At 69.6% G+C, this 26,720-nt stretch carries 27 protein-coding genes; 17 read left to right on the forward strand and 10 right to left on the reverse strand.

Going from position 1 to position 26,720, the window contains the following annotated elements:
• Positions 1-90 precede the first annotated feature (90 nt).
• Entirely contained in the window at positions 91-1,998 is a 1,908-nt protein-coding gene (locus ACZ6ZD_RS08380; protein ID WP_465669710.1) for a glycoside hydrolase family 30 beta sandwich domain-containing protein, read from the forward strand.
• Here ACZ6ZD_RS08380 and ACZ6ZD_RS08385 read toward each other — a convergent pair.
• Positions 1,995-3,518, reverse strand: a complete 1,524-nt coding sequence (locus ACZ6ZD_RS08385) for an alkaline phosphatase D family protein (RefSeq protein WP_465669712.1) — start codon at positions 3,516-3,518, stop codon at positions 1,995-1,997. The genes ACZ6ZD_RS08380 and ACZ6ZD_RS08385 overlap by 4 nt on opposite strands.
• Positions 3,519-3,663: 145 nt before the next feature.
• Here ACZ6ZD_RS08385 and ACZ6ZD_RS08390 point away from each other — a divergent pair, with 145 nt between their 5' ends.
• Entirely contained in the window at positions 3,664-4,191 is a 528-nt protein-coding gene (locus ACZ6ZD_RS08390; protein WP_465669714.1) for a GNAT family N-acetyltransferase, read from the forward strand.
• On the opposite strand, the gene ACZ6ZD_RS08395 is transcribed toward ACZ6ZD_RS08390, so the two are convergent.
• On the reverse strand, positions 4,105-4,719 hold the full coding sequence (locus ACZ6ZD_RS08395) for a hypothetical protein (protein WP_465669716.1): 615 nt from the start codon (positions 4,717-4,719) through the stop codon (positions 4,105-4,107). The two genes, ACZ6ZD_RS08390 and ACZ6ZD_RS08395, sit on opposite strands and share 87 nt — an antisense overlap.
• Before the next feature lie 53 nt (positions 4,720-4,772).
• Between ACZ6ZD_RS08395 and ACZ6ZD_RS08400 the strand changes: the two genes are divergently transcribed.
• Entirely contained in the window at positions 4,773-5,522 is a 750-nt protein-coding gene (locus ACZ6ZD_RS08400; RefSeq protein WP_465669718.1) for an aminotransferase class IV, read from the forward strand.
• Here ACZ6ZD_RS08400 and ACZ6ZD_RS08405 read toward each other — a convergent pair.
• Complete coding sequence (locus ACZ6ZD_RS08405; protein WP_465669720.1) at positions 5,519-6,937, reverse strand: CCA tRNA nucleotidyltransferase; 1,419 nt, start codon at positions 6,935-6,937, stop codon at positions 5,519-5,521. The genes ACZ6ZD_RS08400 and ACZ6ZD_RS08405 overlap by 4 nt on opposite strands.
• A 75-nt stretch (positions 6,938-7,012) precedes the next feature.
• Between ACZ6ZD_RS08405 and ACZ6ZD_RS08410 the strand changes: the two genes are divergently transcribed.
• The 9 genes from ACZ6ZD_RS08410 to ACZ6ZD_RS08450 all read left to right on the forward strand — a co-directional run bounded on the left by ACZ6ZD_RS08410 (position 7,013) and on the right by ACZ6ZD_RS08450 (position 17,258).
• A complete protein-coding gene (locus ACZ6ZD_RS08410; RefSeq protein WP_465669722.1) occupies positions 7,013-9,280 on the forward strand; it encodes a DUF6049 family protein in 2,268 nt (755 codons plus the stop codon).
• Positions 9,273-10,919 carry a murein biosynthesis integral membrane protein MurJ gene (gene murJ, locus ACZ6ZD_RS08415; protein ID WP_465669724.1) on the forward strand — a complete coding sequence of 549 codons (1,647 nt, stop codon included), beginning with the start codon at positions 9,273-9,275 and terminating at the stop codon, positions 10,917-10,919. The genes ACZ6ZD_RS08410 and murJ overlap by 8 nt, the downstream gene beginning before the upstream one ends.
• Positions 10,920-11,021: 102 nt before the next feature.
• On the forward strand, positions 11,022-12,683 hold the full coding sequence (locus ACZ6ZD_RS08420) for a protein kinase family protein (protein WP_465669726.1): 1,662 nt from the start codon (positions 11,022-11,024) through the stop codon (positions 12,681-12,683).
• Positions 12,680-13,378 (forward strand): RNA polymerase sigma factor SigM, encoded by a 699-nt coding sequence (gene sigM / locus ACZ6ZD_RS08425; RefSeq protein WP_465669728.1) that lies wholly within the window; start codon positions 12,680-12,682, stop codon positions 13,376-13,378. The genes ACZ6ZD_RS08420 and sigM overlap by 4 nt, the downstream gene beginning before the upstream one ends.
• 142 nt (positions 13,379-13,520) lie before the next feature.
• The gene (locus ACZ6ZD_RS08430) at positions 13,521-14,285 is read left to right on the forward strand and encodes an anti-sigma factor (protein ID WP_465669730.1); all 765 of its coding nucleotides are present in this window, start codon (positions 13,521-13,523) and stop codon (positions 14,283-14,285) included.
• 117 nt (positions 14,286-14,402) lie between these two features.
• Entirely contained in the window at positions 14,403-15,389 is a 987-nt protein-coding gene (gene trxB, locus ACZ6ZD_RS08435) for a thioredoxin-disulfide reductase (protein WP_465669732.1), read from the forward strand.
• Between the two features lie 42 nt (positions 15,390-15,431).
• A complete protein-coding gene (trxA, locus tag ACZ6ZD_RS08440; protein WP_202886097.1) occupies positions 15,432-15,749 on the forward strand; it encodes a thioredoxin in 318 nt (105 codons plus the stop codon).
• Positions 15,750-15,789: 40 nt separating this feature from the next.
• Positions 15,790-16,911, forward strand: a complete 1,122-nt coding sequence (locus ACZ6ZD_RS08445) for an N-acetylmuramoyl-L-alanine amidase (protein WP_465669734.1) — start codon at positions 15,790-15,792, stop codon at positions 16,909-16,911.
• Positions 16,912-16,931: 20 nt separating this feature from the next.
• Complete coding sequence (locus tag ACZ6ZD_RS08450) at positions 16,932-17,258, forward strand: PadR family transcriptional regulator (protein WP_465669736.1); 327 nt, start codon at positions 16,932-16,934, stop codon at positions 17,256-17,258.
• Here ACZ6ZD_RS08450 and ACZ6ZD_RS08455 read toward each other — a convergent pair.
• From ACZ6ZD_RS08455 to ACZ6ZD_RS08470, 4 genes are read right to left on the reverse strand one after another with little or no spacing between them, the layout of a single operon-like run.
• Positions 17,238-17,882: a permease prefix domain 1-containing protein gene (locus tag ACZ6ZD_RS08455; protein ID WP_465669738.1), complete on the reverse strand. Its 645-nt coding sequence runs from the start codon at positions 17,880-17,882 to the stop codon at positions 17,238-17,240. The two genes, ACZ6ZD_RS08450 and ACZ6ZD_RS08455, sit on opposite strands and share 21 nt — an antisense overlap.
• A 30-nt stretch (positions 17,883-17,912) precedes the next feature.
• A complete protein-coding gene (locus tag ACZ6ZD_RS08460; RefSeq protein ID WP_465669740.1) occupies positions 17,913-18,299 on the reverse strand; it encodes a DUF2784 domain-containing protein in 387 nt (128 codons plus the stop codon).
• Position 18,300: 1 nt separating this feature from the next.
• The gene (locus ACZ6ZD_RS08465; RefSeq protein WP_465669741.1) at positions 18,301-18,948 is read right to left on the reverse strand and encodes a GNAT family N-acetyltransferase; all 648 of its coding nucleotides are present in this window, start codon (positions 18,946-18,948) and stop codon (positions 18,301-18,303) included.
• A gap of 42 nt (positions 18,949-18,990) precedes the next feature.
• On the reverse strand, positions 18,991-19,179 hold the full coding sequence (locus ACZ6ZD_RS08470; RefSeq protein WP_465669742.1) for a hypothetical protein: 189 nt from the start codon (positions 19,177-19,179) through the stop codon (positions 18,991-18,993).
• A gap of 138 nt (positions 19,180-19,317) precedes the next feature.
• On the opposite strand from ACZ6ZD_RS08470, the gene ACZ6ZD_RS08475 reads away from it, so the two are divergent.
• The 5 genes from ACZ6ZD_RS08475 (at position 19,318) to ACZ6ZD_RS08495 (ending at position 23,190) form a co-directional block, all read left to right on the forward strand.
• Positions 19,318-20,628: an aminotransferase-like domain-containing protein gene (locus tag ACZ6ZD_RS08475; protein ID WP_465669743.1), complete on the forward strand. Its 1,311-nt coding sequence runs from the start codon at positions 19,318-19,320 to the stop codon at positions 20,626-20,628.
• A gap of 109 nt (positions 20,629-20,737) precedes the next feature.
• Positions 20,738-21,685, forward strand: coding sequence for a D-alanine--D-alanine ligase family protein (locus ACZ6ZD_RS08480; RefSeq protein WP_465669745.1), 948 nt, complete (start codon positions 20,738-20,740; stop codon positions 21,683-21,685).
• 24 nt (positions 21,686-21,709) lie between these two features.
• A complete protein-coding gene (locus tag ACZ6ZD_RS08485) occupies positions 21,710-22,534 on the forward strand; it encodes an SURF1 family protein (protein WP_465669747.1) in 825 nt (274 codons plus the stop codon).
• Positions 22,531-22,872 (forward strand): DUF3817 domain-containing protein, encoded by a 342-nt coding sequence (locus ACZ6ZD_RS08490; RefSeq protein ID WP_465669749.1) that lies wholly within the window; start codon positions 22,531-22,533, stop codon positions 22,870-22,872. The genes ACZ6ZD_RS08485 and ACZ6ZD_RS08490 overlap by 4 nt, the downstream gene beginning before the upstream one ends.
• A gap of 42 nt (positions 22,873-22,914) precedes the next feature.
• The gene (locus ACZ6ZD_RS08495) at positions 22,915-23,190 is read left to right on the forward strand and encodes a hypothetical protein (protein WP_465669751.1); all 276 of its coding nucleotides are present in this window, start codon (positions 22,915-22,917) and stop codon (positions 23,188-23,190) included.
• A gap of 363 nt (positions 23,191-23,553) precedes the next feature.
• Here the strand turns inward: ACZ6ZD_RS08495 and ACZ6ZD_RS08500 are convergent, their stop codons facing one another.
• The 3 genes from ACZ6ZD_RS08500 to rsmG all read right to left on the reverse strand — a co-directional run bounded on the left by ACZ6ZD_RS08500 (position 23,554) and on the right by rsmG (position 26,720).
• Positions 23,554-24,513 carry a ParB/RepB/Spo0J family partition protein gene (locus tag ACZ6ZD_RS08500; protein ID WP_465669753.1) on the reverse strand — a complete coding sequence of 320 codons (960 nt, stop codon included), beginning with the start codon at positions 24,511-24,513 and terminating at the stop codon, positions 23,554-23,556.
• Positions 24,514-24,612: 99 nt separating this feature from the next.
• A complete protein-coding gene (locus ACZ6ZD_RS08505) occupies positions 24,613-25,548 on the reverse strand; it encodes a ParA family protein (protein ID WP_465669758.1) in 936 nt (311 codons plus the stop codon).
• Between the two features lie 500 nt (positions 25,549-26,048).
• Positions 26,049-26,720: a 16S rRNA (guanine(527)-N(7))-methyltransferase RsmG gene (gene rsmG / locus ACZ6ZD_RS08510; protein ID WP_465669760.1), complete on the reverse strand. Its 672-nt coding sequence runs from the start codon at positions 26,718-26,720 to the stop codon at positions 26,049-26,051.

The raw sequence follows: 26,720 nt of genomic DNA on the forward strand, positions 1-26,720 counted from the left end.
GACGCAGGCGGCAGAGCATTGACAGAGCTGGATTCACATCGTTTCCTGAGGCCGTTTGTTGCACTTTGTTTCACACCCCTGAGGAGTGCGATGAGAACACCGATGATCGCCACTGCCCTGGCGCTCACCAGCGGTCTGCTGACCGTCCCGGCCGCCCAGGCCCACCATCCGAAGCCGCCCCAAGCGCGCGTCTGGGTGACCACCCCCGACCGCGCTGAGTTGCTCCACGAACGCCCGCCGGTCGCCTTCGACCGGACGTCGAGCGATCTGACGACGATCACGGTCGACCCGCGGACGACGTACCAGACGATGGACGGCTTCGGCGCCTCGATCACCGACTCGGCCGCCGCCGTGCTCTACCGGCTCAGCCCGGCCGATCGGGAGCAGACGCTGCGCAAGCTGTTCGACCCGAAGCAGGGCATCGGAGTCAGCTTCCTGCGGCAGCCGGTCGGCTCGTCCGACTTCACCGCCGCCGCCGAGCACTACACGTTCGACGACATGCCGCCCGGCCAGACCGACTTCAAGCTCAAGCACTTCAGCATCAAGCACGACGAGCGGCAGATCCTCCCGCTGCTCCGCCGCGCCAAACAGCTCAACCCGCAGCTCAAGGTGATGGCGTCCCCCTGGAGCCCGCCCGCCTGGATGAAGGACGGCGACTCCCTGGTCGGCGGCCGGCTCAAGGACGACCCCAAGGTGTACGACGCGTACGCGCGCTACCTGGTGAAGTTCGTCGAGGCGTACACGCGGGCCGGCGTCCCGGTCGACTTCCTGACCATCCAGAACGAGCCGCAGAACCGCAAGCCCGACCGCTACCCCGGCTCCGACGTCCCGGTCCGCCAGGAGGCCGCGGTCATCAACGCGCTCGGCCCACTGCTCCGCAAGGCCAGCCCGCGGACGAAGATCATCGGCTACGACCACAACTGGTCGACGCACCCCGGTGACATCGGGACGACGCCGCCCGGTGAGGACCCGGAGACCGACTACCCCTACAAGCTGCTGCAGTCGTCGGCGGCCAAGTGGATCGCCGGGACGGCGTACCACTGCTACTCCGGCAACGCGGCGGCTCAGACCGCGTTGCACAAGGCCTTCCCGACCAAGGGCATCTGGTTCACCGAGTGCTCCGGCTCGCACGGCCCGAACGACACCCCGCCGCAGATCTTCCGCGGCACCCTCACCTGGCACGCCCGCAACCTGATGCTCGGGACGACGCGTAACTGGGCCAAGTCCGTCGTGAACTGGAACATCGCCCTCGACTCCACCGGCGGCCCGCACCTCGGCGGCTGCGGTACCTGCACCGGCCTCGTCACACTGCAAGCCGACGGCACGGTCACCACGGACGCGGAGTACTTCACCATCGGCCACCTGTCGAAGTTCGTGAAAGCCGGCGCGGTCCGCATCGGCAGCACCTCCTACGGGACGACGGGCTGGAACGGGCAGCTGATGTCGGCCGCGTTCCGGAACACCGATGGATCGACGGCGCTCGTCGTCCACAACGAGAACGACGCACCGCGGAAGTTCGCGGTCGCGCTCGGCGACCGGTCGTTCGAGTACGAGCTGCCGGGTGGCTCGATCGCGACGTACACCTGGGGGCCGACCCGCCTCGGTACGCCGACGCCCGTGTCCCTCGACGGCGCGACGGCGACCGCCTCGGTGAACGGCGCCGAGGCCGGCCTGGCGATCGACGCCGATGGATCGACCGTGTGGGCGAGCAAGGAAGCGCGGACGACCGGGCAGTCGCTGCAGATCGACCTGGGGTCGCGTAAGCACTTCGACCAGGTCGCACTGGACAGCGGCGGCCAGGTCGGCGACTTCGCCGCTCGCTGGTCTGTTGCCGTAAGCAACGATGGCGTGCGTTGGTCGAAACCGGTCGTGGGCGCCTCGACCGGACAACTCACCACTGTCGAGCTGAAGCGGACGTCTGCGAGGTACCTCCGCATCACCTCGAACAGCACCGGTGCGCAGTGGTGGAGCCTGGCCGACGTCCGGCTCTACCGCTAGACGGTCTCGATCCGGGCGCTGCCCCGGCCGGTTCGGACCTGGTAACTGGTGCTGACGCCCGCGTCGGGGCGGAGCTTGTCGACCGCTCGGTACGACAGCTTCGCCTCGTCGCGGGTCACTTCCAGGACGCCGTACCCGTGTTGCCGCATGTCGATCAGCTGCAGATGCGGGTTGTACTGCAAGCGCTTCTGCTCCTCCGTCTTCGCCCCGGCCGCGCCCTTGAGGTCACCGGTGTTCGTCGACGACACCGACGGTACGACGAACTCGACGCCGGCCCGTTTCGTCCCGGCCGGGTTGCCGGGAGTGCCCGGCGCGAACCCGGTGTTCCACAGCTCTCCGGCGAACGTGTCGTGATCGTCGCCGGTGACGACGACCAGGTCGGAGACCCGATCGGCCGCGAGTGACATCAGCTCGGTGCGTTCGGCGCCGTACCCGTCCCAGGTGTCCATGAACGCACGCTCGCCGTTCGCCCCGGTGACCATCCCCATCATCATGTTCGGGTTCGCGAGCACCTTCCACCGCGCGCCCGACGTCCGCAGTCCGTCCTTCAGCCAGGCCTTCTGCGGCGCGCCGAGCATCGTCCGGCCGGCGGCGTCCGCGGCCTCGCAGATGATGCTGCCGCCGTCGTCACAGGGCTGATCTTCCTTGTACTGCCGGTTGTCGATGGCAAACAGCTCGGCGGTCTTGCCGAGCCGCAGCGACCGGTAGGTGCGAGTCATGTCGTCGGCGTACCGCGGCACCGGCATCCGCTCGAACCAGGTGTGCCAGGCGGCGGACCGCTTCTCCTTGAAGAACAGTTCGGGCAGCGACCAGTTGTCCACGCTGTAGTTGTTGCGGAACTCGTGGTCGTCCCACAACGGCAGGAACGCGTGCTGCGCATGCATCGCCCGCAGGTTCTCGTCGCTGCGATAGAAGGTGTACTTCGCCCGCATCGACGGCAGGATCTGCGGGTAGAGGTTCAGGTCGATCCCGCGGACGCCGGGCACGGTCGCCTCGTAGACGTAGTCGCCGAGGCAGACGACCAGGTCGAGCTCTTCCTCGGCGAGGTGTTTGTGGACGGCGTAGTACCCCTCGGTGAAGCCCTGACAGGTGAAGAAGCCGATCCGCACCGGCTGGTTGGAGTCCGCCGGGCGCAGAGTCTGGAATCGGCCGACCGGGGAGGCCTTGTCCTTCCCGCGGAACTGGTAGAAGTACTCCTCCCCCGGCTGCAGCCCGGTCGCCTGGAAGTGCACACAACCGTCCCACTGCTTCTCCGCGATCACGGTTCGCACGATGACCGGCCGGGACAGGTCCCGCTGCCGGGACACGACGATCGCCAGCTCGGCGTCCCCGTCGAGCAGCCCACGCGGGACGCGGGTCCACAGCGTCGCGCCGTCCGTCCGCGGGACGCCTGCCATGACGCCCTCGGGAAATGTCGCTCCGACGACGAGATTCGGCGATGCATCGGCCGCTCTCCGCAGCACCGGCGTACCGGCGAGCAGGGACACACCACCCAGCAGCGTTCTCCGGCGCAGTCTCATGGCGAAAATAATGAAAGATTTTCATGAACAGCGGAAGAGCTGAGAGCGACCAATCAGTAGCTTTGCGTGTCCTCACAACGTCCCAACCCCCCGGGAGAGGAATCCGAAACAGTCGCGTCACGCCGGCTTGCTACCGTCCGAGCGCATGATCGACGACCTCGAACTGCGTGCCGTCCCCAGCTCCGACCCGATTGTGCTGACGCTCGCGACCGCGCAGCAGGCCGAGCTCGCCACGCTCTACGGCGAAGACCAGCCGCAGGTCGGTCTGCATCCCGACATCGCCTTCACCCTGCTCCTGGTGGCCGGCAACCCGGTCGGTTGCGTCGGCCTGCAGCCGGTCGAGCCCGGTCTCGGCGAGATCAAGCGGATGTACGTCGAACCGTCGTCCCGGGGCTGGGGACTGTCCCGGATCCTGTTGCGCGCGGTCGAGGACCAGGCGCGTGCCGCCGGCCTGAGCCGGCTCCGGCTCGAGACCGGCACCCGCCAGCGGGAGGCGGTCGCGCTCTACACGAACCACGGCTACCTGCCGACGCCGCCGTACCCGCCGTTCGAGAACGAGCCGGAGTCGCTCTGCTACGCGAAGGACCTAGGAGAGGTCGAGGACGAGCGCGTTGCCGTCGCGATGGAAGCCGAGCCGGTTGAGGTACGGCGAGGAGTCGCGCATCCGGGGTGAGGCGAGGACCTGCTGGAAACCCTGGTCGGTGAACACGTCGCTGCGCCGGTAGACGAATTCGCCGGGTGTGAAATCGCGGTACGCCGGGAGCACGTAGTCCAGATCGATCTGGGCCCGGCCGTGGCCGGCATCGTGCGCAAGCACAACGCCGACGGTGGTCTCGCCGCGCTGGACCAGGAACGCGTATGGGCTCCGGCCCAAGGTGAACCCCGGGTTGAACTTGCTGATGTCCCGGCCGTGCGCGGCCAGCACGTGGCTCAGGTACGCGTCGTCGGAGTTGACCCGGAGGACCTCGTACTCGGCCTCGTCGTGCCGGTGCCGGAGCAGCCGCCACAGGTGGACCAGGTTGATGACCGCGAGGACGGCGTTCATCCCGACCATCGGCCAGACGCCGATCACCAGGTTGAAGCCGACCAGAACGACGCAGCCGACCAGGTTCAGCACGCGCAACCGCAGGATCCGCGTCTGCAGCAGTGACACCACCACCAGCGCGGATCCACCCCACCCGATGATGCTCCACACGTCCACACCGTGAGCGTAGACCAGCAACCGCACTGGTTTGCTCAGGCGAGACTGGGACTGTGACCGAAACGCTGCTCCTGAACGGCCGTCCGCTCCGGACCGTGACGCCTGAGTTGCTCCGGGCAACCAGCTACGCCCATTTCACCTCGATGCAGGTCCGCGCCGGCCGCGTCGACGGCCTGGAGCTGCACTTCGAACGCCTCGACCGGAGTACGCGCGAAGTGTTCGGTCAGCCACTCCACGCCGACCGGGTCCGCTCGGTACTGCGCGCGGGCCTCGAGCACACCAACGGCGATGCGACCTTCCGGCTGACCGTCCTGGGCGACGACCTGCTGCTCCGCATCGAGCCGCCGATCGCGCCCGGCGCCGAGCCGCTGCGCCTCAAGCCGTTCGAGCACCAGCGCGCCCTCCCACATCTCAAGCACACCGGCTCGTTCGACCTGATCTACTTCGGCCGCCAGGCCACCGCCGCCGGGTACGACGACGCCGTCTTCCACACCCCCGCCGGTGAGATCTCCGAAGCCGCGATCTGGAACATCTGCTTCACCCGCGGGACGACGATCGTGTTTCCGGCCGCGCGGGTGCTGAACGGGATCCGGCAGCAGGTGTTGCAGCGCGGCCTCACGTCGTACGAGGTGCTGCCGGTGCGGATCGACGAGCTCAGGAGCTACGACGCGGCGTACCTGACGAACTCGATCGACCCCGCGCTACCGGTCGCGGCGATCGGTGCGGTCAGCTACGAACCGCACGCGGAGTCGGCCGCGACGATCGCGGCGGCGTACGCGTCCCAGCAGGCTCAGGCGATCTAGCGCTCGGACCACCAGCGGAGGAGTTCCTCGCGGGCTCGGTCCTCGCCGAGGGGGCCCTGGTCGAGGCGGAGCTCCATCAGGAACTTGTAGGCCTGGCCGACCGCACGGCCCTCGGCGATGCCGAGGATCTGCATGATCTGGTTGCCGTCGAGGTCAGGACGGAGCGAGTCGAGCTCCTCCTGCTCTTGGAGGCGGGCGATGCGAGCTTCCAGATCGTCGTACGCCGTGCGCAGGGCCTCGGCGCGGCGCTTGTTGCGGGTCGTGCAGTCGGCCCGGGTCAGCACGTGCAGGCGTTCGAGCTGGTCGCCGGCGTCGCGGACGTAGCGGCGGACGGCGGAGTCGGTCCACTCGCCGTCGCCGTAGCCGTGGAAGCGCAGGTGCAGCTCGATCAACTTGCTGACCTGGTCGATCTGCTCGTTGCTGAACCGGAGTGCCTTCATCCGTTTCCGGGCCAGTTTCGCGCCGACCACGTCGTGGTGGTGGAACGTCACCTTCCGGTCACCCTCGAACTTGCGCGTCTTCGGTTTGCCGATGTCGTGGATCAGCGATGCGAACCGAACGACGAAGTCGGGCGTCGGTACAGAGAGACGCGCTTCGAGCGCGATCGCCTGATCGAGGACGGTGAGCGAGTGCTGGTAGACATCCTTGTGCCGCTGGTGCTCGTCCTCGGCGTCCCGCAGCGCGGGCAGCTCCGGCAGCACGTGTTTCGCGATCCCGGTCGAGACCAGCAGGTCGAGGCCGATCCGCGGGTGTGCGGCGAGAATCAGCTTCTCCAGCTCGTCGCGGACGCGTTCGGCCGAGACGATCGTGATCCGCTCGGCCATCGCGGTCATCGCCGCGACCACGGCCGGATCCGGCGTGAAACCCAGCTGGGCGGCGAAGCGGGCGGCCCGCATCATCCGCAGCGGGTCGTCGGAGAACGAGTCCTCCGGGCTGCCCGGCGTCCGGATCACCTGGCGGGCGACGTCCTCGATCCCGCCGAACGGGTCGACGAACTGGTGCGACGGCAGCAGGACGGCCATCGCGTTCATCGCGAAGTCGCGCCGGGCCAGGTCACCCTCGAGGCTGTCGCCGTAGGCGACCTCCGGTTTGCGCGAGGTGGGATCGTAGGACTCCGACCGATACGTGGTGATCTCCAGGACCCACTCGCCCTTGCGACAACCGATGGTGCCGAACGCCTTGCCGATATCCCAGATGTGGTCCGCCCAGCCGGCCAGCCGCCGCTCCACCTCGTCGGGGTGGGCTGAGGTGGCGAAGTCCAGGTCCTTGCTCCCGCGACCGAGCAGAATGTCCCGGACCGGACCGCCGACCAGGGCGATCTCGTGGCCGGCGGCAGCGAACCGGGCGCCGAGCTCGTCGACGACAGGAGCGATCGCCAGCAGTGACTGGACGCCTTGGCGCTGGACGGCTGACAACGATCCGGCAGAGCTTCCCGTTGGGCCTGACTGGTCGGCAAATGGTGACACGGAGAACTAGGTTACGGTGACGGCGTGTTCAGACGGCGACTGAGGCTCTCCGCGGCAGTGACCGCGAGCCTGCTGATCGTTGCCCCGGCAGCGATTTCCGCGGTTCCGGCGGTGGCTGTGGACGACGATCCGACGGTCGACGTCGCGATCGACTCGTTCTCGCCGGCCGCGCCGAAACCCGGTGACACCGTCACGATCAAGGGTTCCGTCACCAACACCAGTACGGCGACCTTCGAGAACCCGCAGGCGATCACCTGTATCGACCGCGACCGGCTGGCCGCCGCCGCCGATCTCGCCGCTGTCCCGGACGAGCAGAACGTCCCGATGCGCGAGCGCAGTACCTGTACCCGGATCACCGCCGAGCAGGCCTTCCAGGAGTTCGACGGCAAGCTGGCCCCGAAGGCCAAGGTCCCGTTCACGCTGACCATCCCGTGGAGCGAATGGGAGATCAGCAACAAGACGGGCGCCTACACCGTCGGCGTCACCTTCCGCGGCGATCCCGACGGGCAGGCGCGCCGGACGGCGGGCCGCGCACGCACGTTCCTGCCGGTGGTCGGCACCGAGCCGCCGGCCCGCAAGGTGAACACCGCCCTGATCATCCCGCTGCGGCACCGGCCGACCCAGCTCGGCGGTCAGCGCTTCGCCAACGAGTCGCTGGCCCAGGCGATGGGCCCCGGCGGTGAGCTCCGCCGGCTGCTCGACCTCGGCAAGACCCGCCGGGTGACGTGGCTGCTCGACCCGTCGCTGATCGACGAGGCCGAGCAGATGGCCAAGGGCTACGTCGTCGGCGAGGGCAAGTCGGCCCCGGCCGGCACCGGCGGCAAGGTCGCCCGGGCCTGGCTCGACGCGCTCAACGACAGCCAGATCAAGCTGCACAACCAGATCGTCCTGCTCCCGTACGGCGATCCGGACGTGGCCGGCCTGGTCGACTCGGGGGCGCCGCTGCGCGAGATCCTCCGGGAGGCGCGCACGATCTCCGAGCAGTTCCCGGTCGCCAAGGGCGGCACCAACGGCCTGTGGCTCGAGGGCGGCGCCGCGGCCAGTCGCTACCTCGCCTTCGCGACGAGCGGTTTCCGCGGCTCCCGGCCGAACGAAGAGCTGAACCTGATCAACAGCGCCGCCTGGGCGCCCGATGCTCGCGCGACGCTCGTCCCCGGCACGTCGGTCTACCAAGTCCTGACGCCGGAGGGTCCGGCCCGCCAGGCGCGGGCCGTCGTCGCGGATTCCGCGCTCACCGCCGCCGGTCCGGACGTCGGCACGGCGAACAATCCGGTCCAGGTCCGCCAGCGGCTGATCGCGGAGACCGCGTTGCTGGCCGCGACCGGCAAGGGCACGGCCAACACGGTCCTGCTACCGGCCCGCGCCTGGGACGCGACCCCGCAGGCGATCAGCGCGCTGCTCGCCGGGCTGACGCAACCGTGGATCACCCCCGTCACCGTCGACCAGGTCGTGAAGTCCACGGCGAAGACGCCCGTGCTCAAGGCCCCGACCGCGCCGCGCCGCAACGCGCTGCTCCCGGAGGCCCAGCTGGACGCGGCCGCCGCGGTGGACAAGACGCTGACGACCTTCGAGGGTCTGCTGGACGAGCCCGAGGCCGTCCAGGAGCCGCTGCAGAAAAGCCTGTTGCGGGTCGCCTCGCTGAGCTGGCTCGGGTACCCGGACGAGGCCAAGCGGTTCGGCCAGATCGAGTTCGGCTCGGTGCGTAAGCAGGTCGACGCCGTCCATCTGGTCAACACCGCGGTGGACAGCGGCCGCGCGAAAGAGATCAAGGTCAACCTGGCCGGCAGTAACGGCACCTTCCCGCTGACCATCGCCAACGATCTGGACCACCCGGTCTGGGTCGGCGTCCAGGTCACCTCGGCGAACCGGTCCGACCTGCGGATCAACGCGGTCAAGCCGGTGCTGCTCGGCGCCGGGAAGAAGTGGACGCCGCGGATCACCGCGAGCGCCGACCAGAACGGCGTCATCAAGGCCTACGCCCAGGTCGTCACCCGCGACCAGCAGCCGGTCGGCAAGCGGCAGGAGCTGCTGATCCAGGCCACCCAGTACGGCAGCGTCGGCTGGGTCCTGGTCGGCGCCGCCTGCGCGCTGCTGTTCGGGACGTCGTTCGTCCGGATCTACCGGCGGATCCGCGCCGAGCGCAAGAACCCGCCGTCCGTCGAGGCCGAGCCGCCGACCGACGACCCGCTGCACCCGGCTCCGTTGCCGGCCGCCCCCGCAACCCCCGACGCGGACGCTGGTACGCCGGTCGACGCCTCGCTGAAAGAAGGAGTCGGCTCGAAGGATGGCTGACCGCACCCTGCGCTCCGCGGCGGTGATGGCAGTCGGGACCGTGCTGTCCCGCCTGCTCGGATTCGTCCGGATCGCCCTGCTCGCGGCCGCCATCGGCACCGCGCTCCGCGGCGACATCTTCACCGCTGCCAACACGATCCCGAACAGCCTGTACATCCTGCTGGCCGGCGGCGTCTTCAACACCGTGCTGGTCCCGCAGCTGGTGCGCGCGATCAAGAACCACGACGACGGCGGTCAGGACTTCACCAACCGGCTGCTGACGTTCGGTTTCGTCGTCCTGGCGATCGTCACCACGGCGTGCGTGGTGCTGGCGCCGGCGATCGCGCAGCTGTACATGCCAGACGAGCTGCAGGACCCGTCCCGCGCGGCCGAGAAGGACGCGCTGGTGATGTTCGTCCGGCTCTGCCTGCCGCAGATCTTCTTCTACGGCGCGTTCGTGCTGGTCGGGCAGGTGCTGAACGCGCGCCGCCGGTTCGGCCCGATGATGTGGGCGCCGATCGCGAACAACATCGTCGCCTGCGCCTCGATCGTGGTCTTCCTGCTGATCTACCGGACCGGTGACAACCCGGCGACGTACACCAGCGGCGAGGAGCTGCTGCTCGGTCTGGGTCACACGGCCGGTATCGCCGTCCAGCTGCTCGTGCTGCTGCCGTACCTGAAGGCGAGCGGGCACACCTACCGGCCGAAGTTCGGTCTGCGTGGGACGGGCCTCAGCCAGACCGCCAAGCTCGGTATCTGGACGATGCTGTTCGTCGCGGTGAACCAGGTGACGCTCGTCGTCGTGACCCAGCTCGCGCTGGCCGGTAGCGCCTCCGGCGACCCGGGCGCGAAGGCCGGTCTGTTCGCCTACCAGACGGCGATGCTGATCATCCTGGTCCCGCACGGCATCATCACGGTCTCGCTGGCGACCGCGGCGCTACCGCAGATGTCCGCGCTGGCCGCGGACGGCGACGTGGCCGAGGTGGCCCAGCTGTCGGCGCGCTCGATCCGGCAGACGCTGGCCATCGTCGTCCCGGCGGCGGCCGCGATGATCGCGTTCTCCTACCCGATCGTGACGATCATCGCCGGCTACGGCTCCGGTAAGAACAACCTGCAACTGATGTCGTACACGTTGATGACATTGGCGCTCGGCGTCGTCCCGTACACCGTGCAGTACTTCCAGCTGCGCACGTTCTACGCCTTCGAGGACACCCGGACGCCGTTCTTCCTGCAGTGCGCGATCGCCGCGACGAACATCACGGCCGCGCTGGTCGGCGTCCGGGTTCTGCTCGACGAGGAGCACCTGCGGTTCAGCGGTGTGATGCTGGGCGCGGCCTTCGCGCTGTCCTACCTGGTCGCCGCGCTGATCTCCCGGCCGGTGCTTCGCCGCCGGGTGCCGCGGGTACCGGGCGCCGGGATCGGGCTGCCGCTGCTCGCGATGGTGATCGCCGCCGCGATCGGCGTCGGCGCCGGCCGGCTCGCGCTCTGGGCGCTCGGCCTGGCCGTCGACCTCGACGGGCCGATCGGCGCCGTCGTCCAGCTCGGCGTCGCGGCGCTGGTGATGTTGCCGGTGTACGCCGCCGTGGCCCGGGTACTACGCATTCACGAGGTCAACGACGTGGTGTCGATGGTCACATCGAAGCTGCCCGGACGCCGCTGATCGCGCCGCTTGTGCACTCGTGCACCGGTACAGCATCACGATGCCACTACGATGGTGGCTGCGTTAGGGCCGACCAGTGCATCTAGGAGGGCGAGAGACACCGTGTCGAACCAGACCGTCAGTCCGGGTGCTCTGCTCGCCGGCCGCTACCGGATCGCCGAGTTACTCGCGGAGATCGACGGTGCGCGGGTGTGGCGGGCAGTCGACGAGGTGCTCAGCCGAGCGGTCGTCGTGGATGTCCTGCCGGTCGGCGACCCGCGCACGAACCTGCTGTTCGACGCCGCCCGGCGCGCCGCGGCCGCGGCCGACCCGCGATTCCTGCGGGTCCTCGACTGCGACATGTACGAAGGCGTCACCTACTGCGTGCGTGAGTGGGCCGGCGGCCGTCCGCTGGAGCGGATGCTCAGCAGCGGCCCACTGACCGGTCAGCAGGCCGGCTGGCTGGCCCGCGAGGTCTCCGAAGCCCTCGAGAACCTGCACCGCACCGGTCACTCGCACGGCTCGATCAGCCCGTCGACCGTCGTCGTCACCGACGCCGGCGCGATCAAGGTGGTCGGTCTGGCCACCGAGGCCGCGCTGCGATCGGCCGGTCCGGGCTCCCCCGAGCAGGATGTCCGCGCGCTCGGCGAGCTGCTGTACGCCTCGCTGACCGGGCGCTGGCCGGGCGCGGTCCCGGCCTGGGGTCTGCACCCGGCCCCGGTCGAGCACGGCCGGCTGATGAGCCCGCGCCAGGTGCGCGCCGGCGTCCCGCGCTCGCTCGACGACATCAGCGACCGGCTGCTCAGCGACCCGCCGCGGCACCACGCGCCGCCGATCACGAGTGCGGCCGGCCTGTCCGCGGCGCTCTCCGGCGTTGTCGGCAGCTCGCACGAGCCGCCGAACCAGATGGACGAGACCGTTCAGGTCGCCCAGCAGAACGGCAGCATCGACGACGCCACCCAGGCGATGCCGCAGGCCGCGCCGCCGCCCGCGCTCGACCCGACGCCGGCGTACCAGCCGACCAACGGTCACCGCGAGGAGACGGCGTACGCCGCTGCGGAGACCCGACCGCAGCGTCGCCAGCCGGCGCCCGCGACCAGTGGCGGCGGCGGTCGGCGCCGGGTCGAGGAGCCCAAGAAGAAGCAAAAGGGCGGCTGGGGCGGGCGGATCCTGATCCTGCTCGCCGTCCTGGCGCTGCTCTCGGTGGTCGCGATGGCGCAGTTCCTGCTCAAGGGCGCGATGAACAACGACCAGGGCGGAGACGACGACACCAGCGGCGGGAAGCCGCCCGCGGCCAGCACGCCGCCGCCGTCCGCGTCCGGTGAGCCGGCCAAGATCGTCGCCGCCAAGGACTTCGACCCGAAGCCGGAAGGTAACGGCGAGGAGCACCCCGACGAGGTGGAGAACACCTACGACGGGAAGACCAGCACGACGTGGACGACGATGAACTACAAGAGCAACCCGGAGTTCGGCGGCCAGAAGCCCGGCGTCGGGATCGTCTACGACCTCGGCGCGCCGACCCCGATCTCCAAGGTCGTCGTCACCCTCGAGGGTGACGAGACCAGCCTGCAGCTGATGATCCCGAAGGACGACATCAGCAAGTCGCCGGCCAAGGTCAACGGCTGGACGCCGGTCGCGACCAAGGAGGACCAGCCCGAGGGCCCGGTCACGCTGACTCCGGACGCGCCGGCCGAGAGCCGCTACGTCCTGGTCTGGCTGACCAAGGTCCCGAAGGCCGACGGCGGCTATCGAGGCACGATCGCGGAGGTCTCGATCCAGAAATGACGGCTCACCTGGATTCGGGGTCTGCGCACCCGCCCCGGATCGGCGTCGACCACCCGGTCGCGCAACCTGTGCACGCGGCGAGTTACGACCAGCTGGACGACCACGAGCTGCTCCGGCTGCACGTCGCCGGGAACCCGGACACGTTCGGATTCCTGGTCAAGCGGCACCGGGACCGGATGTGGGCGGTCGCGATCCGCACCCTCGGCGAGCCCGAGGAGGCGGCCGACGCGCTGCAGGAGGCGTTCATCTCGGCGTTCCGCCGGGCCGACTCGTTCCGCGGCGACGCCAAGGTGACCACCTGGCTGCACCGGATCGTCGTGAACGCCTGTCTGGACCGGATCCGCCGCCGGCAGGTCCGCCAGGCCGACCCGTTGCCCGAGGACGAGGACCGCGCGGCCGAGCTGGCCGGCCCGGCCGAGGACGATCCGGCCGAGGTCCGCGAGCGCCGCATCGACGTCCTGAACGCGCTCAAGCAGATCAATCCCGACCAGCGCAGCGCCCTCGTCCTGGTGGACATGGAGGGGTACTCGATCGAGGAGGCCGCGGCCATCCTCGGGTGCGCGCCCGGCACGGTGAAGTCGCGCTGCGCCCGCGGGCGGGCCCGGCTGCTACCGCTGCTGCGGCACTGGCAGACCACGCGCGGCGGCTCCGATCTGCCCGAGAAGACCGCCGCCGAAACAGTGGGAACCGAATGATCGGCGGGACCGTCGTAGCGAAGTCGCCTGGGGTTCGCCCCGACTCTGGCGGCCCGACTGCCGACGTCTTCGACCGGAGTACTCCACCGATGACCACACCGCGCGCCTCTTGGGGCACGTCCCGTTGGGGGGCGAGTTCGCTATGACCGATTCCGGTCTGCCGACCAGTGAGCACCTCGAGCACCTGGACACGGACACCATCGCCGACCTGATCGAGAACCTGCTGCCCGCCGCCGAGGCGCACAGCGCTCGTGAACATGTGAAAGCGTGTCCGGACTGCCAGCTCACCTACGACGCCCTGCTGGAGCTGTCGGAGGATCTCGCCGAGGAGGGCCGGAGCGATATCGCGATGCCGGCCGACGTCGCCGAGCACCTGGATGCCGTGATCAGCTCCGAGGCCGTCATGCGCGCGTCCACGGTCGGCGTCCACTCGCTGGTCCAGATCCGCGAGGAGCCGCACCGGCACGTCCCGAAGCTGCTCGGCGCGGCGGCGGCCGTCGTCCTGGTGGCAGCTGTCGGCGTCGGCGTCGTGGTCGCGACCAAGGACCGGGCCGGCGAGAACGCCGCGAACACCAACCCGACCGCGATCCTGCCGACCGGGACGCCGTCCCTGCCGCTGTCCCAGATCGCTCCCGAGGCTCAGCACTGGCTGGAGAAGAGCGACGGCGCGCCGCTACTGAACGGCTCGGCCACCGAGATCGCCTGTGCCAAGGTCTTCGCCTCCGGCCGGCCGAACCCGCAGCTCCAGCTCGTCCAGCCGACGAAGATCGACGGTAAGCGCGCGACCGTGATCGGGTTGCAGGGCGGTTCGCCGCGGGACATCCAGTTGTTCGTCGTGACCGGATGTAACGACGGCGGAGCGGCCGCGCCGTACTACGACACCACGGTGACGCTCCGAAACCGCTGATCACGCCTGGTGGGCCGCCGGGACGTAAGGCTCTCGTAGTCGGTACCGTGGGAATGGTCGGCCTCAAGGATCCGTTGAGTACGACGTACCCGTCTCAACGATTCGAGGAACGCCTGCATGACTGACTCTGTGGTTCGCAACGTCATCATCGTCGGTTCCGGCCCGGCCGGTTACACGGCCGCGGTGTACGCCGCGCGCGCCCAGCTGGAGCCGCTGGTCTTCGAGGGCTCCGTCACCGCCGGCGGCGCGTTGATGAACACCACCGAGGTGGAGAACTTCCCCGGTTTCGCGCAGGGCATCATGGGCCCGGCGCTGATGGACGAGATGCGCCAGCAGGCCGAGCGGTTCGGCGCCGAGCTGGTCGCCGACGACATCGTCGCGATGGATCTGACCGGCGAGATCAAGTCGGTCACCGACTCGGCCGGCACCGTGCACCAGTCGCGGGCGGTGATCCTGGCGATGGGCTCGGGTTACCGCAAGCTCGGCGTCGAGCACGAGGACCGGTTGTCCGGTCACGGCGTCTCCTGGTGTGCGACCTGTGACGGGTTCTTCTTCCGCCAGCAGGAGATCGCGGTCGTCGGCGGCGGTGACTCCGCAATCGAGGAGGCGACCTTCCTGACCCGGTTCGCGTCGAAGGTGACGCTGGTGCACCGCCGCGGCGAGCTGCGCGCGTCCAAGATCATGGCCGACCGGGCCTTCGCGAACGACAAGATCGAGTTCGCCTGGAACTCCGAGGTCGCCGAGATCCAGGGCGATTCCAAGCTGACCGGCGTCGTCCTGCGCGACACCGAGACCGGCGAGACCCGCGAACTGCCGCTCACCGGCCTGTTCATCGCGATCGGGCACGACCCGCGCTCGGAGCTGATCCACGGCCAGATCCGGCTCGACGAGGAGGGGTACGTGTTGACCCGCGAGGGCAGCACGGAGACCAACCAGCCGGGCGTTTTCGCGGCCGGCGACCTGGTCGACCACACCTACCGCCAGGCGATCACCGCGGCCGGTAGCGGCTGTGCCGCCGCGCTGGACGCCGAGCGCTGGCTCGCGACGCTCGAGTTCGAGCACACCGTCGCGGCCGCGGACGCCACCGAGCCCGTCACCGTCTGAACCTCACAACCACCCGAAGGAGATACGCCCGTGGGCGAGAAGATGAACGCCGTCACCGACGCCGAGTTCGACCAGACCGTGCTGAAGAGCGACAAGCCGGTCCTGGTCGATTTCTGGGCCGAGTGGTGCGGTCCGTGCCGCCAGGTCTCGCCGATCCTGGAGGAGCTGAACGCCGACCACGGTGACAAGATCACGTTCCTGAAGATGAACGTGGACGAGAACCCGGTCACCCCGAGCAACTACCGTGTCACCGGTATCCCTACCATCAACGTCTACGTGAACGGTGAGCTCGCGAAGTCCATCGTCGGCGCGAAGCCGAAGGCGGCGTTGCTGAAGGAGCTCGCCGACTTCACGGCGTGACCCTCTAGGACACCGTCCGCCACGGCAAGGAGCAGTTTTGATGGAAGGCCCGCACGGCGTGTACCGAATCGGCGACAGCGGTGAGGCGGTCGCCGAGATCATCGGCAAACTGCAGCGGCTCGGCCTGCTGCACGGCGGTCACGACCGGTACGACGAGGCGACCGCGCACGCCGTCCGGGGCTTCCAGCAGCAACGCGGGCTGATGATCGACGGCATCGTCGGCCCGCAGACCTACCGCGCGATCGACGACGCGCGCTGGCGGCTGGGCGACCGGCTGCTGACGTACGTCGTCTCGCACCCGCTGACCGGGGACGACGTCCTCGCCCTGCAGGCCAAACTGCAGGAGCTCGGGTTCGCCGTCGCCCGGATCGACGGCATCTTCGGGCCGGACACCCAGCGCGCGGTGACCGAGTTCCAGCGGAACATGGGCCTGCCCGCCGACGGGACCTGCGGGCCCTCGACGTTCAAGGCCCTGCAGCGGATCAAGCCGATGGCGACCGGCGGCCGTCCGGACGCCCTGCGCGCCTCCGAGGCCGTCCGCGCCGCCGGGCCGCGGCTGTCCGGCAAGACTGTGGTGATCGACCCCGGGCACGGCGGCTTCGACTACGGCTGGGAGGGCTACGGGCTGCGCGAGTCCGACGTCGCCTACGACCTGGCTTCCCGGATCGAGGGCCGTCTGGGTGCGACCGGCGTCCGGGCATACCTGTCGCGCGGTCGCGACCAGGGGCCGGACGAGCTGGCCCGCGCCGCCTTCGCCAACGAGACCGACGCGAACCTGTGCGTCTCGCTGCACACCGACGGCTCGACCAACCCGGCCGCCCAGGGCGTCGCGACGTACTTCTACGGCAACGACCTGCACGGCGCCTCGTCGAGTGTCGGCGAGCAGTTCGCCGGGCTGGTCCAGCGCGAGATCGTCGCTCGCACCGACCTGCTGAACTGCCGCACCCACGCCAAGACGTGGGATCTGCTGCGCCGGACGAAGATGCCCGCCGTCCGGCTGGAGATCGGCTACATCACCAACCCGCACGACTCGGCCCGCCTGGCCGACCCGGCCTTCCGCGACGTGATCGCCGAGGCCATCGTGGTCGCCATCCAGCGCGTCTACCTCCCGCCGGAGCAGGACGCCGCCACCGGCATGCTGCGCTTCGGCCAACTCATCTGAGCTTTGAGTAGACTGCCTACATGAAGGCGGATGTGTTGCGGGGCCACCTCGACCCGATGATCCTCGCGGTCGTCGAGCACGAGCCGCTGCACGGGTACGCGATCATGGAGGCCCTGCTGGAGCGCAGTAACGGCGCCCTCGACCTGCCGACCGGCACGCTCTACCCGGCCCTGCGCCGGCTGGAGCGCGCCGGTTACCTGGAGAGCGAGTGGAACGCGGACGGCGGACGCCGGCGGCGGACCTACCAGCTGACCCCGGCCGGCCGGAAGATGCTTGCCTCCGGCAAGGAAGAGTGGCTGAGCTTCCGGACCGTCGTCGAAGGCGTCCTACGCCCGAACGAGGCGTAACCCGCGACCGGCCTGCAGGCCGACCAGCAGCAGCGGTACGACGACGAACGCGCTGACCGGCAGGACGTCGAGCTGCCCGGACGCGCTGCTCGACTCCCACGTCATCGCGATCCCACCGAGGCTGACCACGATCGCGCTGCCGATCGCGAGCAGCGCGGTCAGCCGGCCGCCGTGCCGCCGGACCACCGCGAAGCGCTGGCCGAAGCCGGTGGCCAGCACCGCGATCACGGCGCCGACGATCGACAAGCTCCCGATCAGCCGGACGACGACCTCGAGGAAGACGCTCAACTCGGTCGGACCACCGGCGTCCTGGTTCCAGCTCCAGACGCCGGGCTGCCAGACGAGCGGCTGCACGATCATCACTCCGAAGAGCAGCGCGGCCGTGTGCCGGCTGTGCGCGATCGACAGCTCCTCGCGGTACGCCGGGACGACGTCGGACAGGGCGCCGAAGTCAGCGACCGCAGCCCGCTCGGCCTCGTCGCGATCCATTCCGTCGGCCTCGAAGGCCTCGGTGGCGTCGATCAGGTGGTCACGCGCCTCCGCGAGCAGGTCGGCCTTCTTCCGCCGCGGCCCGGGCAGCGCCCTGCTCAGCCCGTGCAGGTACTCGTCGACAGCCGTGGACATGGTTCCGATTGTCCGGCACCGGCGGGTTTTTCACGTCGGGGATCCCACTGACGCGACCCTCGACCGGCGCCGCCGGCGGAGCACGAAGAAGCCGACGTACGAGATCACGATCAGCGCGAAGCCGACCTTCTCGGCGGTCGGGGTCGCGCCCTCGGGCCAGATCGTCCCGTCGAGGTAGTGGTTGATGTAGCCGGTCGCGTAGACCTCCTCGCCGCCGCGGCGCAGGAAGTACTTCTCCCCGCCGGTCAGCGGGCAGTCGTAGTCGATCACCACGATCGCCAGACTCCAGACGGCGACCGCGAGATGCGCCCAGATCACCTTCGGCCACTTCCAGGCCAGGAAGCCGCCGAGGACGAAGAACAGCAGGAAAGCCGCGTGCAGCACCATCATCACGTCGGCCAGCAGTCGCCACCCCATGTCAGTGCGTCCGGCTGGGCTCGGCGTCCCGGACGGTGACCGGCGGCGCGTGCTCGGGGCGGATGGCGCCCATCAGCCGCTCCACGGCAGCCTCCATCTCACTGCGCCAGGTGATCGCCGAGCGGAGGTCGAGGCGCAGCCGGGGGTGGCGCGGGTGCTCGCGGACGACGGCGAAGCCGACAGCCTGCAGGAAGTCGGTCGGCCAGACGCAGCCCGGCCCGTCCCACCGGGAGTCGCCGAAGGCCTCGATGGCCCGGAAGCCGCGTTTCAGGATGTCCCTGGCGACGGCGTGCACGATCACCTTGCCCAGGCCGAGCCCGAGGTAGCGCGGCAGGATGCGCCCGGTAGCCAGGACGACGGCGTCCGCGCTGACCGGCGCCGTCGGGAACGCCTGCACCCGCGGGAGGTAGGTCGCCGGCGCGTAGACGGCGTACCCGGCGATCTCTTCGTCGACCCGGAGGACGACGCCTGCCGGACCCCAGTCGAGCAGCAGCTGGGACAGCCACGCCTCCTTCTCCAGCGCGGTGTCGCCGTTGCGATCGGCCTGCCGCGCGGCCACCGGGTCGAGCTCCCAGAAGACGCAGTCACGGCAGGGCGCGGGCAGCTCGCCGAGCGTGGCGAGGGTCAGCGGTTCCAGCCGGCGGGCCATCGGCTCAGCCTGTTAGCTTCGTCACGATGAGCAGCTCTCGGCTCATCGGACCGCCGGTTCGGCCGCCGGCGCCGGGGGCCGAACGTCCGTCGTCTCGGCCGCGCGTGGCGCGACGTACCGCTGCTGTACCTTCGCCGCCGGCTGCCGCCGGAACAGCTCAGCCGCGAACCCCGCAAGGATTCCCAGTAACAGCCCGCCGAGCGTCCAGCCGGCTGTCTTGCCCACGCTCATCCCGAAACCTGCCTTCCGCCGCCTGCCCCTATAAGGCATGGTAGTGAGAGGTCGCGCCGTTCCACAGCCCACGCGCGCACGGGCTGTAGCGCGTAGCCTGGTTGCTTCCCCTCATCACCCCCGTCCAGGAGTGGCTCTGTGAGTGCTGACGTGCCTGATGTCCGGCAGACCCGACTCGACAACTACGTCGACCGGTACGCGGCACGGACCAAGGGCATGACCGCATCGGAGATCCGGGCGCTGTTCTCGGTGGCGAGCCGGCCCGAGGTGGTCTCGCTGGCCGGCGGGATGCCGAATATCGGCGGCCTGCCGCTGGATGTGGTCGGCAGCGCCGTCCGGGACCTGGTGATCGACCACGGCGCGACCGCGATGCAGTACGGCTCCGGCCAGGGCGACCCCGGCCTGCGGGACCAGATCTGCGACATCATGCGGCTGGAGGGGATCGAGGCCCACCCGGACGACGTCGTCGTCACGGTCGGCAGCCAGCAGGCGGTCGATCTGGTGACGCGGGTGTTCTGCGATCCGGGTGACGTGGTGATCTGCGAGGCGCCGTCGTACGTCGGCGCGCTCGGCGTCTTCCGGGCGTACCAGTGCGAGGTCGTGCACGTCGCGATGGACGACGACGGCGTCGTACCGGAAGCGCTGGAGCAGGCGATCGCGACCGTCCGCGCCGCGGGGAAGCGGATCAAGTTCTTCTACACGATCCCGAACTTCCACAACCCGGCCGGGGTTTCACTGTCGGACGAGCGGCGCCGGCGGGTGCTGGAGATCTGCCAGCGCGCCGATCTGCTGATCCTCGAGGACAACCCGTACGGCCTGCTGGGCTTCGACGGCGAGCCGCAGCGCGCGCTGCGCGCGGAGGACCGCGAGGGCGTCATCTACCTCGGGTCGTTCTCGAAGACGTTCGCGCCGGGGTTCCGGGTCGGCTGGGTGGCCGCGCCGCACGCCGTCCGCGAGAAGCTCGTGCTGGCGCAGGAGTCGGCGACGTTGTGTCCGCCGGTGTTCAGTCAGCTGGCCATCTCGTCGTACCTGAGTAGACACGACTGGCTCGGCCAGGTGAAGCAGTTCCGGGAGATGTACCGCGAACGCCGGGACGCGATGCTCGCCGCGCTGACCGAGAAGATGCCCGCGGCAACGACCTGGACGCGGCCGGGTGGCGGCTTCTACGTCTGGCTGACGCTGCCCGAAGGGCTGGACGCGAAGGCGATGCTGCCCCGCGCCGTCACCGCCCGGGTCGCCTACGTGCCCGGAACGGCCTTCTTCGCCGACGGTTTCGGCGCGCAGTGCATGCGCCTGTCGTACTGTCACCCGACGCCGGAGCGGATCACCGAAGGGGTGTCCCGGCTGGCCGCGGTGATCAATGAGGAGCTGGAACTCCGCCAGACGTTCGGTCCGTTGCCACCTGGCGCGGCCCACGGCTACGAGGCCCCGGGGCCAGAGCTCAGTTAAGTCTGTCGCGGGCGGGCAGAGGTTGCTGACTCGCTAGCGGTACCGTTCCAGTGGGCCTCGGGACCGGCGACCACGCCGGAGTCGCCTTCGAGTGATCGGGAATTTAGTGATGAGTGATCTGGGTCGAGTGCTGGTACTGGCCGGTGGGCTGTCGCACGAACGGGACGTCTCGCTGCGCTCCGGCCGCCGCGTCGCCGACGCGTTGCGCAGTGTCGGGGTCGAGGTCGAGCAGCGCGATGTCGACGCGAGCCTGGTCGAGCACCTGCGCACGGACCGGCCGGATGCGATCTTCCCGGTCCTGCACGGCGTCACCGGCGAGGACGGCGCGCTTCGCCAGGTCCTCGACCTGTACGGCGTCGCGTACGTCGGCGCCGAGCCGGCCGCGTGCCGGACGGCCTTCGACAAGCCGGTCGCGTCGACGATGGTCGGCAAGGCCGGTCTGTTCACGCCGCCGTCCGTCGTCCTCGGGCACGACACCTTCCGGGAGCTGGGCGCGACCGCGCTGATGGAGGCGGTCGTCGCGCAGGTCGGGATGCCGCTGGTGGTGAAGCCCGCTCGCGGCGGGTCGGCGTTGGGCGCCTCGATCGTGCGCTCGGTCGACGAGCTGCCGGCCGCGATGGTGAACTGCTACGCCTACGGGCCGGTCGCGCTGATCGAGAAGTACATCGACGGGATCGAGGTCGCGGTGACGGTCGTCGACACCGGCGACGGGCCGCGCGCGCTGCCCGCGGTGGAGATCGTCCCGGACTCCGGGTTCTACGACTACGAGGCGCGGTACACGGCCGGAGCGACCGAGTTCGTCGTACCGGCTCGGCTCTCACCGGAGGTGGCCGGCGCCTGCGCGGCGGCCGCGGTGACGGCGCATGTGGCGCTGGGCCTGCGGGATCTGTCGCGCTCGGATCTGGTCGTCGACGCGGACGGCGTGCCGTGGTTCCTCGAGGTGAATGTGGCGCCGGGGATGACCGAGACCTCGCTGGTGCCGCTCGCGGCCGAGGCGGCCGGGATCGAGCTCGGCGTCCTGTGCCGCGATCTGCTGGCTGCCGCCGCGGCCCGCTGAGTCCGTGGTTGCTAGATTCTTGAGGTGACCGTGTCGACCGAGCGCCCGCTGTGGCGGACGATCCTGACCCCGCGGTGGATCGCTCTGCTCGCGCTCGCGCTGGCGATCGCCGGGGTGATGACGGTGATGGGCGTCTGGCAGCTCGACGTCTACCAGTCGAAGACCGCGGCCGCCACGGCCAAGCGGGCCACCGAGCCGCCGGTCCCCCTGCAGTCGCTGTTCTCGGTCGACGAGGGCCTGCCTTCCAAGGCCGTCGGACGCCGCGTCACGGTCTCCGGCACCTGGGGCCCGACAGCAGATCAGGTCTTCATCGCCGACCGCCTGAACGGCGACCAGAAGGGCTTCTGGGTGGTCACCCCGCTGATGGTCGCCGCCACTGATGGCGCTCCGGCCGGCTCCGCGGGTGCCGTGATGGTTGTTCGCGGGTGGGTCGCTTCTGTCGACTCTCCGACCGCGCAGGCGCCGACCGGCGTCGTCCAGCTCGACGGCTCGGTGATCGCCTCCGAAGCCGCCGACTCCTCGGGTGAGGCGGCCAAGGGCCGGGTCCTCTCCTCGCTGCGGATCCCGACGATCGTCCACCTCGTCGACTACCGCTTGTACGACGGCTTCGTCGTCCAGACCTCGGCGGTCGGCCCCGGCCTGGCCGCCGTCCAACCGCCGGCGCCGCCGACCGACCACGCCGGTCTGCGGAACGTCGCCTACGCCTTCCAGTGGTGGATTTTCGCGGCCTTCACCCTCTGGATGTGGGCCCGGATGGTCCTCGACGCGCACCGCAGCCGTGACGACGAAGACCCCGCTGACGACCAGCCCGCTCCCGCCCTGGAGCCGACCGGTACCGTTTCAGCGTGACCTCTCCAGCAGACCCCGCCACCACGCAGCTCGCCCCCACCACCCGTAGCGCCCTCACCCGCTACCGGGTGATCGCCTACATCGTCGGCGTGATGCTGCTCCTGCTGCTCTTCGTCGCCATGCCGCTCAAGTACCTGGGCGACAACTCGGCCGCCATGAACATCATCGGCCCGGCCCACGGCTGGCTCTACGTCGTCTACCTGCTCGCCACCTTCGACCTCTTCCGCCGCGTCCAGTGGACCCTCCCCCGCCTGGCCCTGATGGCCGTCGCCGGCACCATCCCCTTCCTCTCGTTCTACGCCGAGCGCAAAACCACCCACGAACTCCTCAACCGCTAACCCCCTCGGGCCCCGGCCCTGGCGCCCCTCAGCGTCACCGGTGTGCACACTCCCACCGACGCTCAACGCACCCCCGCCGCCGTACCTCTGCACGACATCACCGCCGCCAACCGGGTGAGCTGGAACGCCATCCACTCCACCCACCCCGGTCACCCACCCGCGTTCTTCACCGCGGGTAGCACCGCCCTCGAACCCTCCGAGCTCGCCGCGGCCGGCAACATCACCGGCCGCCGCATCCTCCAGCTCGCCTGCTCCTGCGGCGACGAAGCCCTCTCCTGGGCCACCCTGGGTGCCACCGTCACCGCATCTCCGAAGTAGCCATCACCCAAGCCCGCGCCAAGTCCGAAGCGACACGTATCCATGTCGACTTCCACCGCGCCGACATCGTCGACCTGGTCGACTTCGAGTGGCAACCGGCGACTAATTTGGTGCGGGCGGAGCGCGATGTTTCACGTGGAACATCGCCGCGAGTATCTAAGTAGTTTTGTCGACATATCGAGCCTGTTGGTGAGGCACTGATATTCCTCTGTGAGCGCGATTCTGCGGGAGGTGGGGAATCGGCGTCGGGACTGGGATCGCGGAGAATCCGTTCTGGAGAGGAATATCGGCGGGCCGGAAATGGCGAGCGGCCCGCGCGAGAGGCGCGGGCCGCTGGGAGTGCTGGGCTGGTGAGGGCGGGGACTACTCGGCCTTGTTCGGGTCCATCAGGGTGACGATGCGCTCGAGGTCGTCGATGGAGGCGAACTCGACGGTGATGCGGCCCTTGGTCTTGCCGAGGTCGACCTTGACGCGCGTCTCGAAGCGGTCAGACAGCCGGTCGGCGAGATCGACAAGGCGCGGCGCGACCGGCTTGTTGCGGCGGCGCTGCGGGGTCGGGTCCTCGGCGTTCATATCGCCGAGTGCCACGATCTCCTCGACCGTGCGGACCGACAGGCCCTCGGCGACGATGCGCTGGGCGAGCCGCTCGATGGCGTCGCCGCTGGGTAGACCCAGCAGCGCGCGAGCGTGACCCGCGGAGAGTACGCCGGCCGCGACGCGACGCTGGACGGACGCCGGGAGCTTCAGCAGCCGGAGCGTGTTGGAGATCTGCGGCCGGGAACGCCCGATGCGGGTGGCGAGTACCTCCTGCGTGCAGCCGAAGTCGTCGAGCATCTGCTGGTACGCCGCCGCCTCTTCGAGCGGGTTCAGCTGACTGCGGTGCAGGTTCTCCAGGAGAGCGTCCCGGAGCATGACGTCGTCCTGCGTGTCCCGGACGATCGCCGGGATCGTCGTCAGACCGGCCGCCTGGGTCGCGCGCCAGCGCCGCTCCCCCATCACCAGCTCGTACTTGTCGTCCTCGAGCCGCCGGACGACGATCGGCTGCAGTAGACCGATCTCCTTGACCGAGTGCACGAGCTCGTCCATCGCGTCTTCGTCGAAGACAGAGCGCGGCTGTTTCGGGTTCGGCGTGATCTTGCCGACCTCGATCTCCGCGAACTCCGCACCCGGCACCGCCGCGAGCTCGGTCTCCGGCTGCCGCACCGCGCCGGCGACCGGCGGAGCGCCCGGGATCGAACTGGACTTGCTGCCGAGGGTCGTCGTGCCAGGAGCGGGGTTGCTGGGGATCAACGCCCCCAGTCCGCGTCCGAGTCGGGTGTTCATCGCGCTCCCTAGTTCGACAACATGCTGAGGGACAGCCTACGCACTCCGTTTCACGTGAAACGGAGTGCGGGTGAGTTCATCACCGCGTCGTCCGACGCGTCAGGCGTTGTTCCGCATCGCGATCTCGCGCGATGCCTCCAGGTACGACAGCGCCCCGGCCGAGGCCGGGTCGTAGGCAAGGACGGTCTGCCCGTGGCTGGGCGCCTCCGAGATCCGCACCGACCGCGGCACGGCGGTCCGGAGGACAGCGTCCCGGAAGTGCCCCCGGACCTCGGCCGCGACCTCGCCGGCCAGCTTGGTCCGCGCGTCGTACATGGTGAGCAGGATCGTGGAGACGTCGAGCCCGGGGTTCAGGTGCGACTTCACCATGTCGATGTGCCGCAGCAGCTGAGAGAGGCCCTCCAGCGCGTAGTACTCGCTCTGGATCGGGACCAGCACCTCACGGGCGGCCGTCAGCGCGTTCACCGTCAGCAGGCCGAGGGACGGCGGGCAGTCGATGAAGACGTAGTCGTACTTCTCCCCCGCGGCCTCGGTCTCGGCCAGGTGCGCGTCCAGGGCCCGCTTCAGCCGGCTCTCCCGGGCCACGATGCTGACCAGCTCGATCTCGGCGCCGGCCAGGTCGATGGTGGCCGGGACGACCTGGATTCCCGGGTGCTCGGCACACGGCTGCAGGAGCTTGCCCAGCGACTCACCCTCGATGACAGCCTCGTAGACACCAGGGGTGCCTTCCGAGTGGTCGATCCCGAGGGCGGTCGACGCGTTGCCCTGCGGGTCCAGATCGATGACCAGGATCTTCGCGCCGTAGAGCGCGAGACCGGCGGCGACGTTCACGGTCGTCGTGGTCTTGCCGACGCCACCCTTCTGGTTGGCGACCACGAAGACCCGGGTTTCGGCGGGCAGCGGGAACTCCCGGCCCATCGTGCGTCCTTCATTCACCAGCAGGGTCCGTTCGGTGGCGGCGGCGATCGGTGTCTCGAGAAGTCGTCGCTGAAGCTCGTCCGACGTGGCCCGCGCGGCGATCTGTGCGGCAGTCATAGCGCCCATTCCAATAGGTGCGGGACTTGGCCCGAAGAGGATGTCGGTAGGGGTTGGAGCTCGTCTGCTCACAGCTTCATCCACAGGCCTCTGTGGATGAATCCCCGTCTGCGGAGGCAGTTTGGTGCGGTCGTCATCCACAGGCGGTGGAGACTCGGAGTCATCGGTGTCGGCATCAACCAGGGACGCCGTTTCACGTGAAACACCATCATCTCCCGAAGTCTCCGTTTCACGTGAAACGGACTCCGGCGTGGACGGCGGAATGAGATCGAGACCACTGACGGCGGCCGCTCGCAGCGCCGCGCCGTCAGCAGGCGGGTGGTACTCGGTACTGCTGTCCGGGCTGCTCTCGGCCTGCACGGCCGGAGCCGGCGCCGGAGCGGTGTCGCTGGTCGGTGAGTCGGCGGGAGCAGGGTCGGCCGGCCAGCCGATGGCCTGCGACGTCCCCGGTTGCCCGGTGCTCTTCTCGGGCCACCCGAGGGCACGACTCACCAACCCGCTCACCTCCCAGATCTTCCGCGCCGGGATCCCCCTGCAGCACGTCCGGCCACAATACTCACGACAGTCGTCGGGTGGGCCAGTTCCTCCGTGCCGAGTTGATGAATGTGCCACAGCTCGGCGCCCAGCTTCGTCAGTTCACGCTCGGAGGCGTCCAGCTCCTCCTCCGCGGACTCACCTTTCATCGCCAGCATCAGCCCACCCTCGACACACAGCGGCAGACACCACGCCGCCAGTTTGCCCAACGGCGCAACCGCCCTCGAGGTCACTACGTCGTACGACGCGCGCGGCAAATCCTCGGCCCGGGCGCGGACAACCTTGGCGTTCTCCAGCCCGAGGGCCTCGACGGCCTCCTCGAGAAAGGTCGTCCGGCGCAGCAGCGGCTCGACGAGCGCCACCTGGAGATCCGGGCGAACCAGCGCCAGCACCAGCCCCGGCAGCCCGGCCCCGGTCCCTACGTCGGCAACCGACGCCTCCTCCGGGATCAGGCGCTCCAGGACGGCGCAGTTCAGCAGGTGCCGGTCCCACAGCCGCGGAACCTCCCGCGGGCCGATCAGGCCGCGCAGTGTGCCCTCGGTGGCCAGTAGTTCGGCATACGCCGTAAGCGGCACCGCCGCCCGTGGATAAAGCTTCTCCACGAGCGGCGGTGTTTCACGTGAAACGGATTCGGTCAC

The organism is Kribbella sp. NPDC104218, assembly GCF_055584105.1.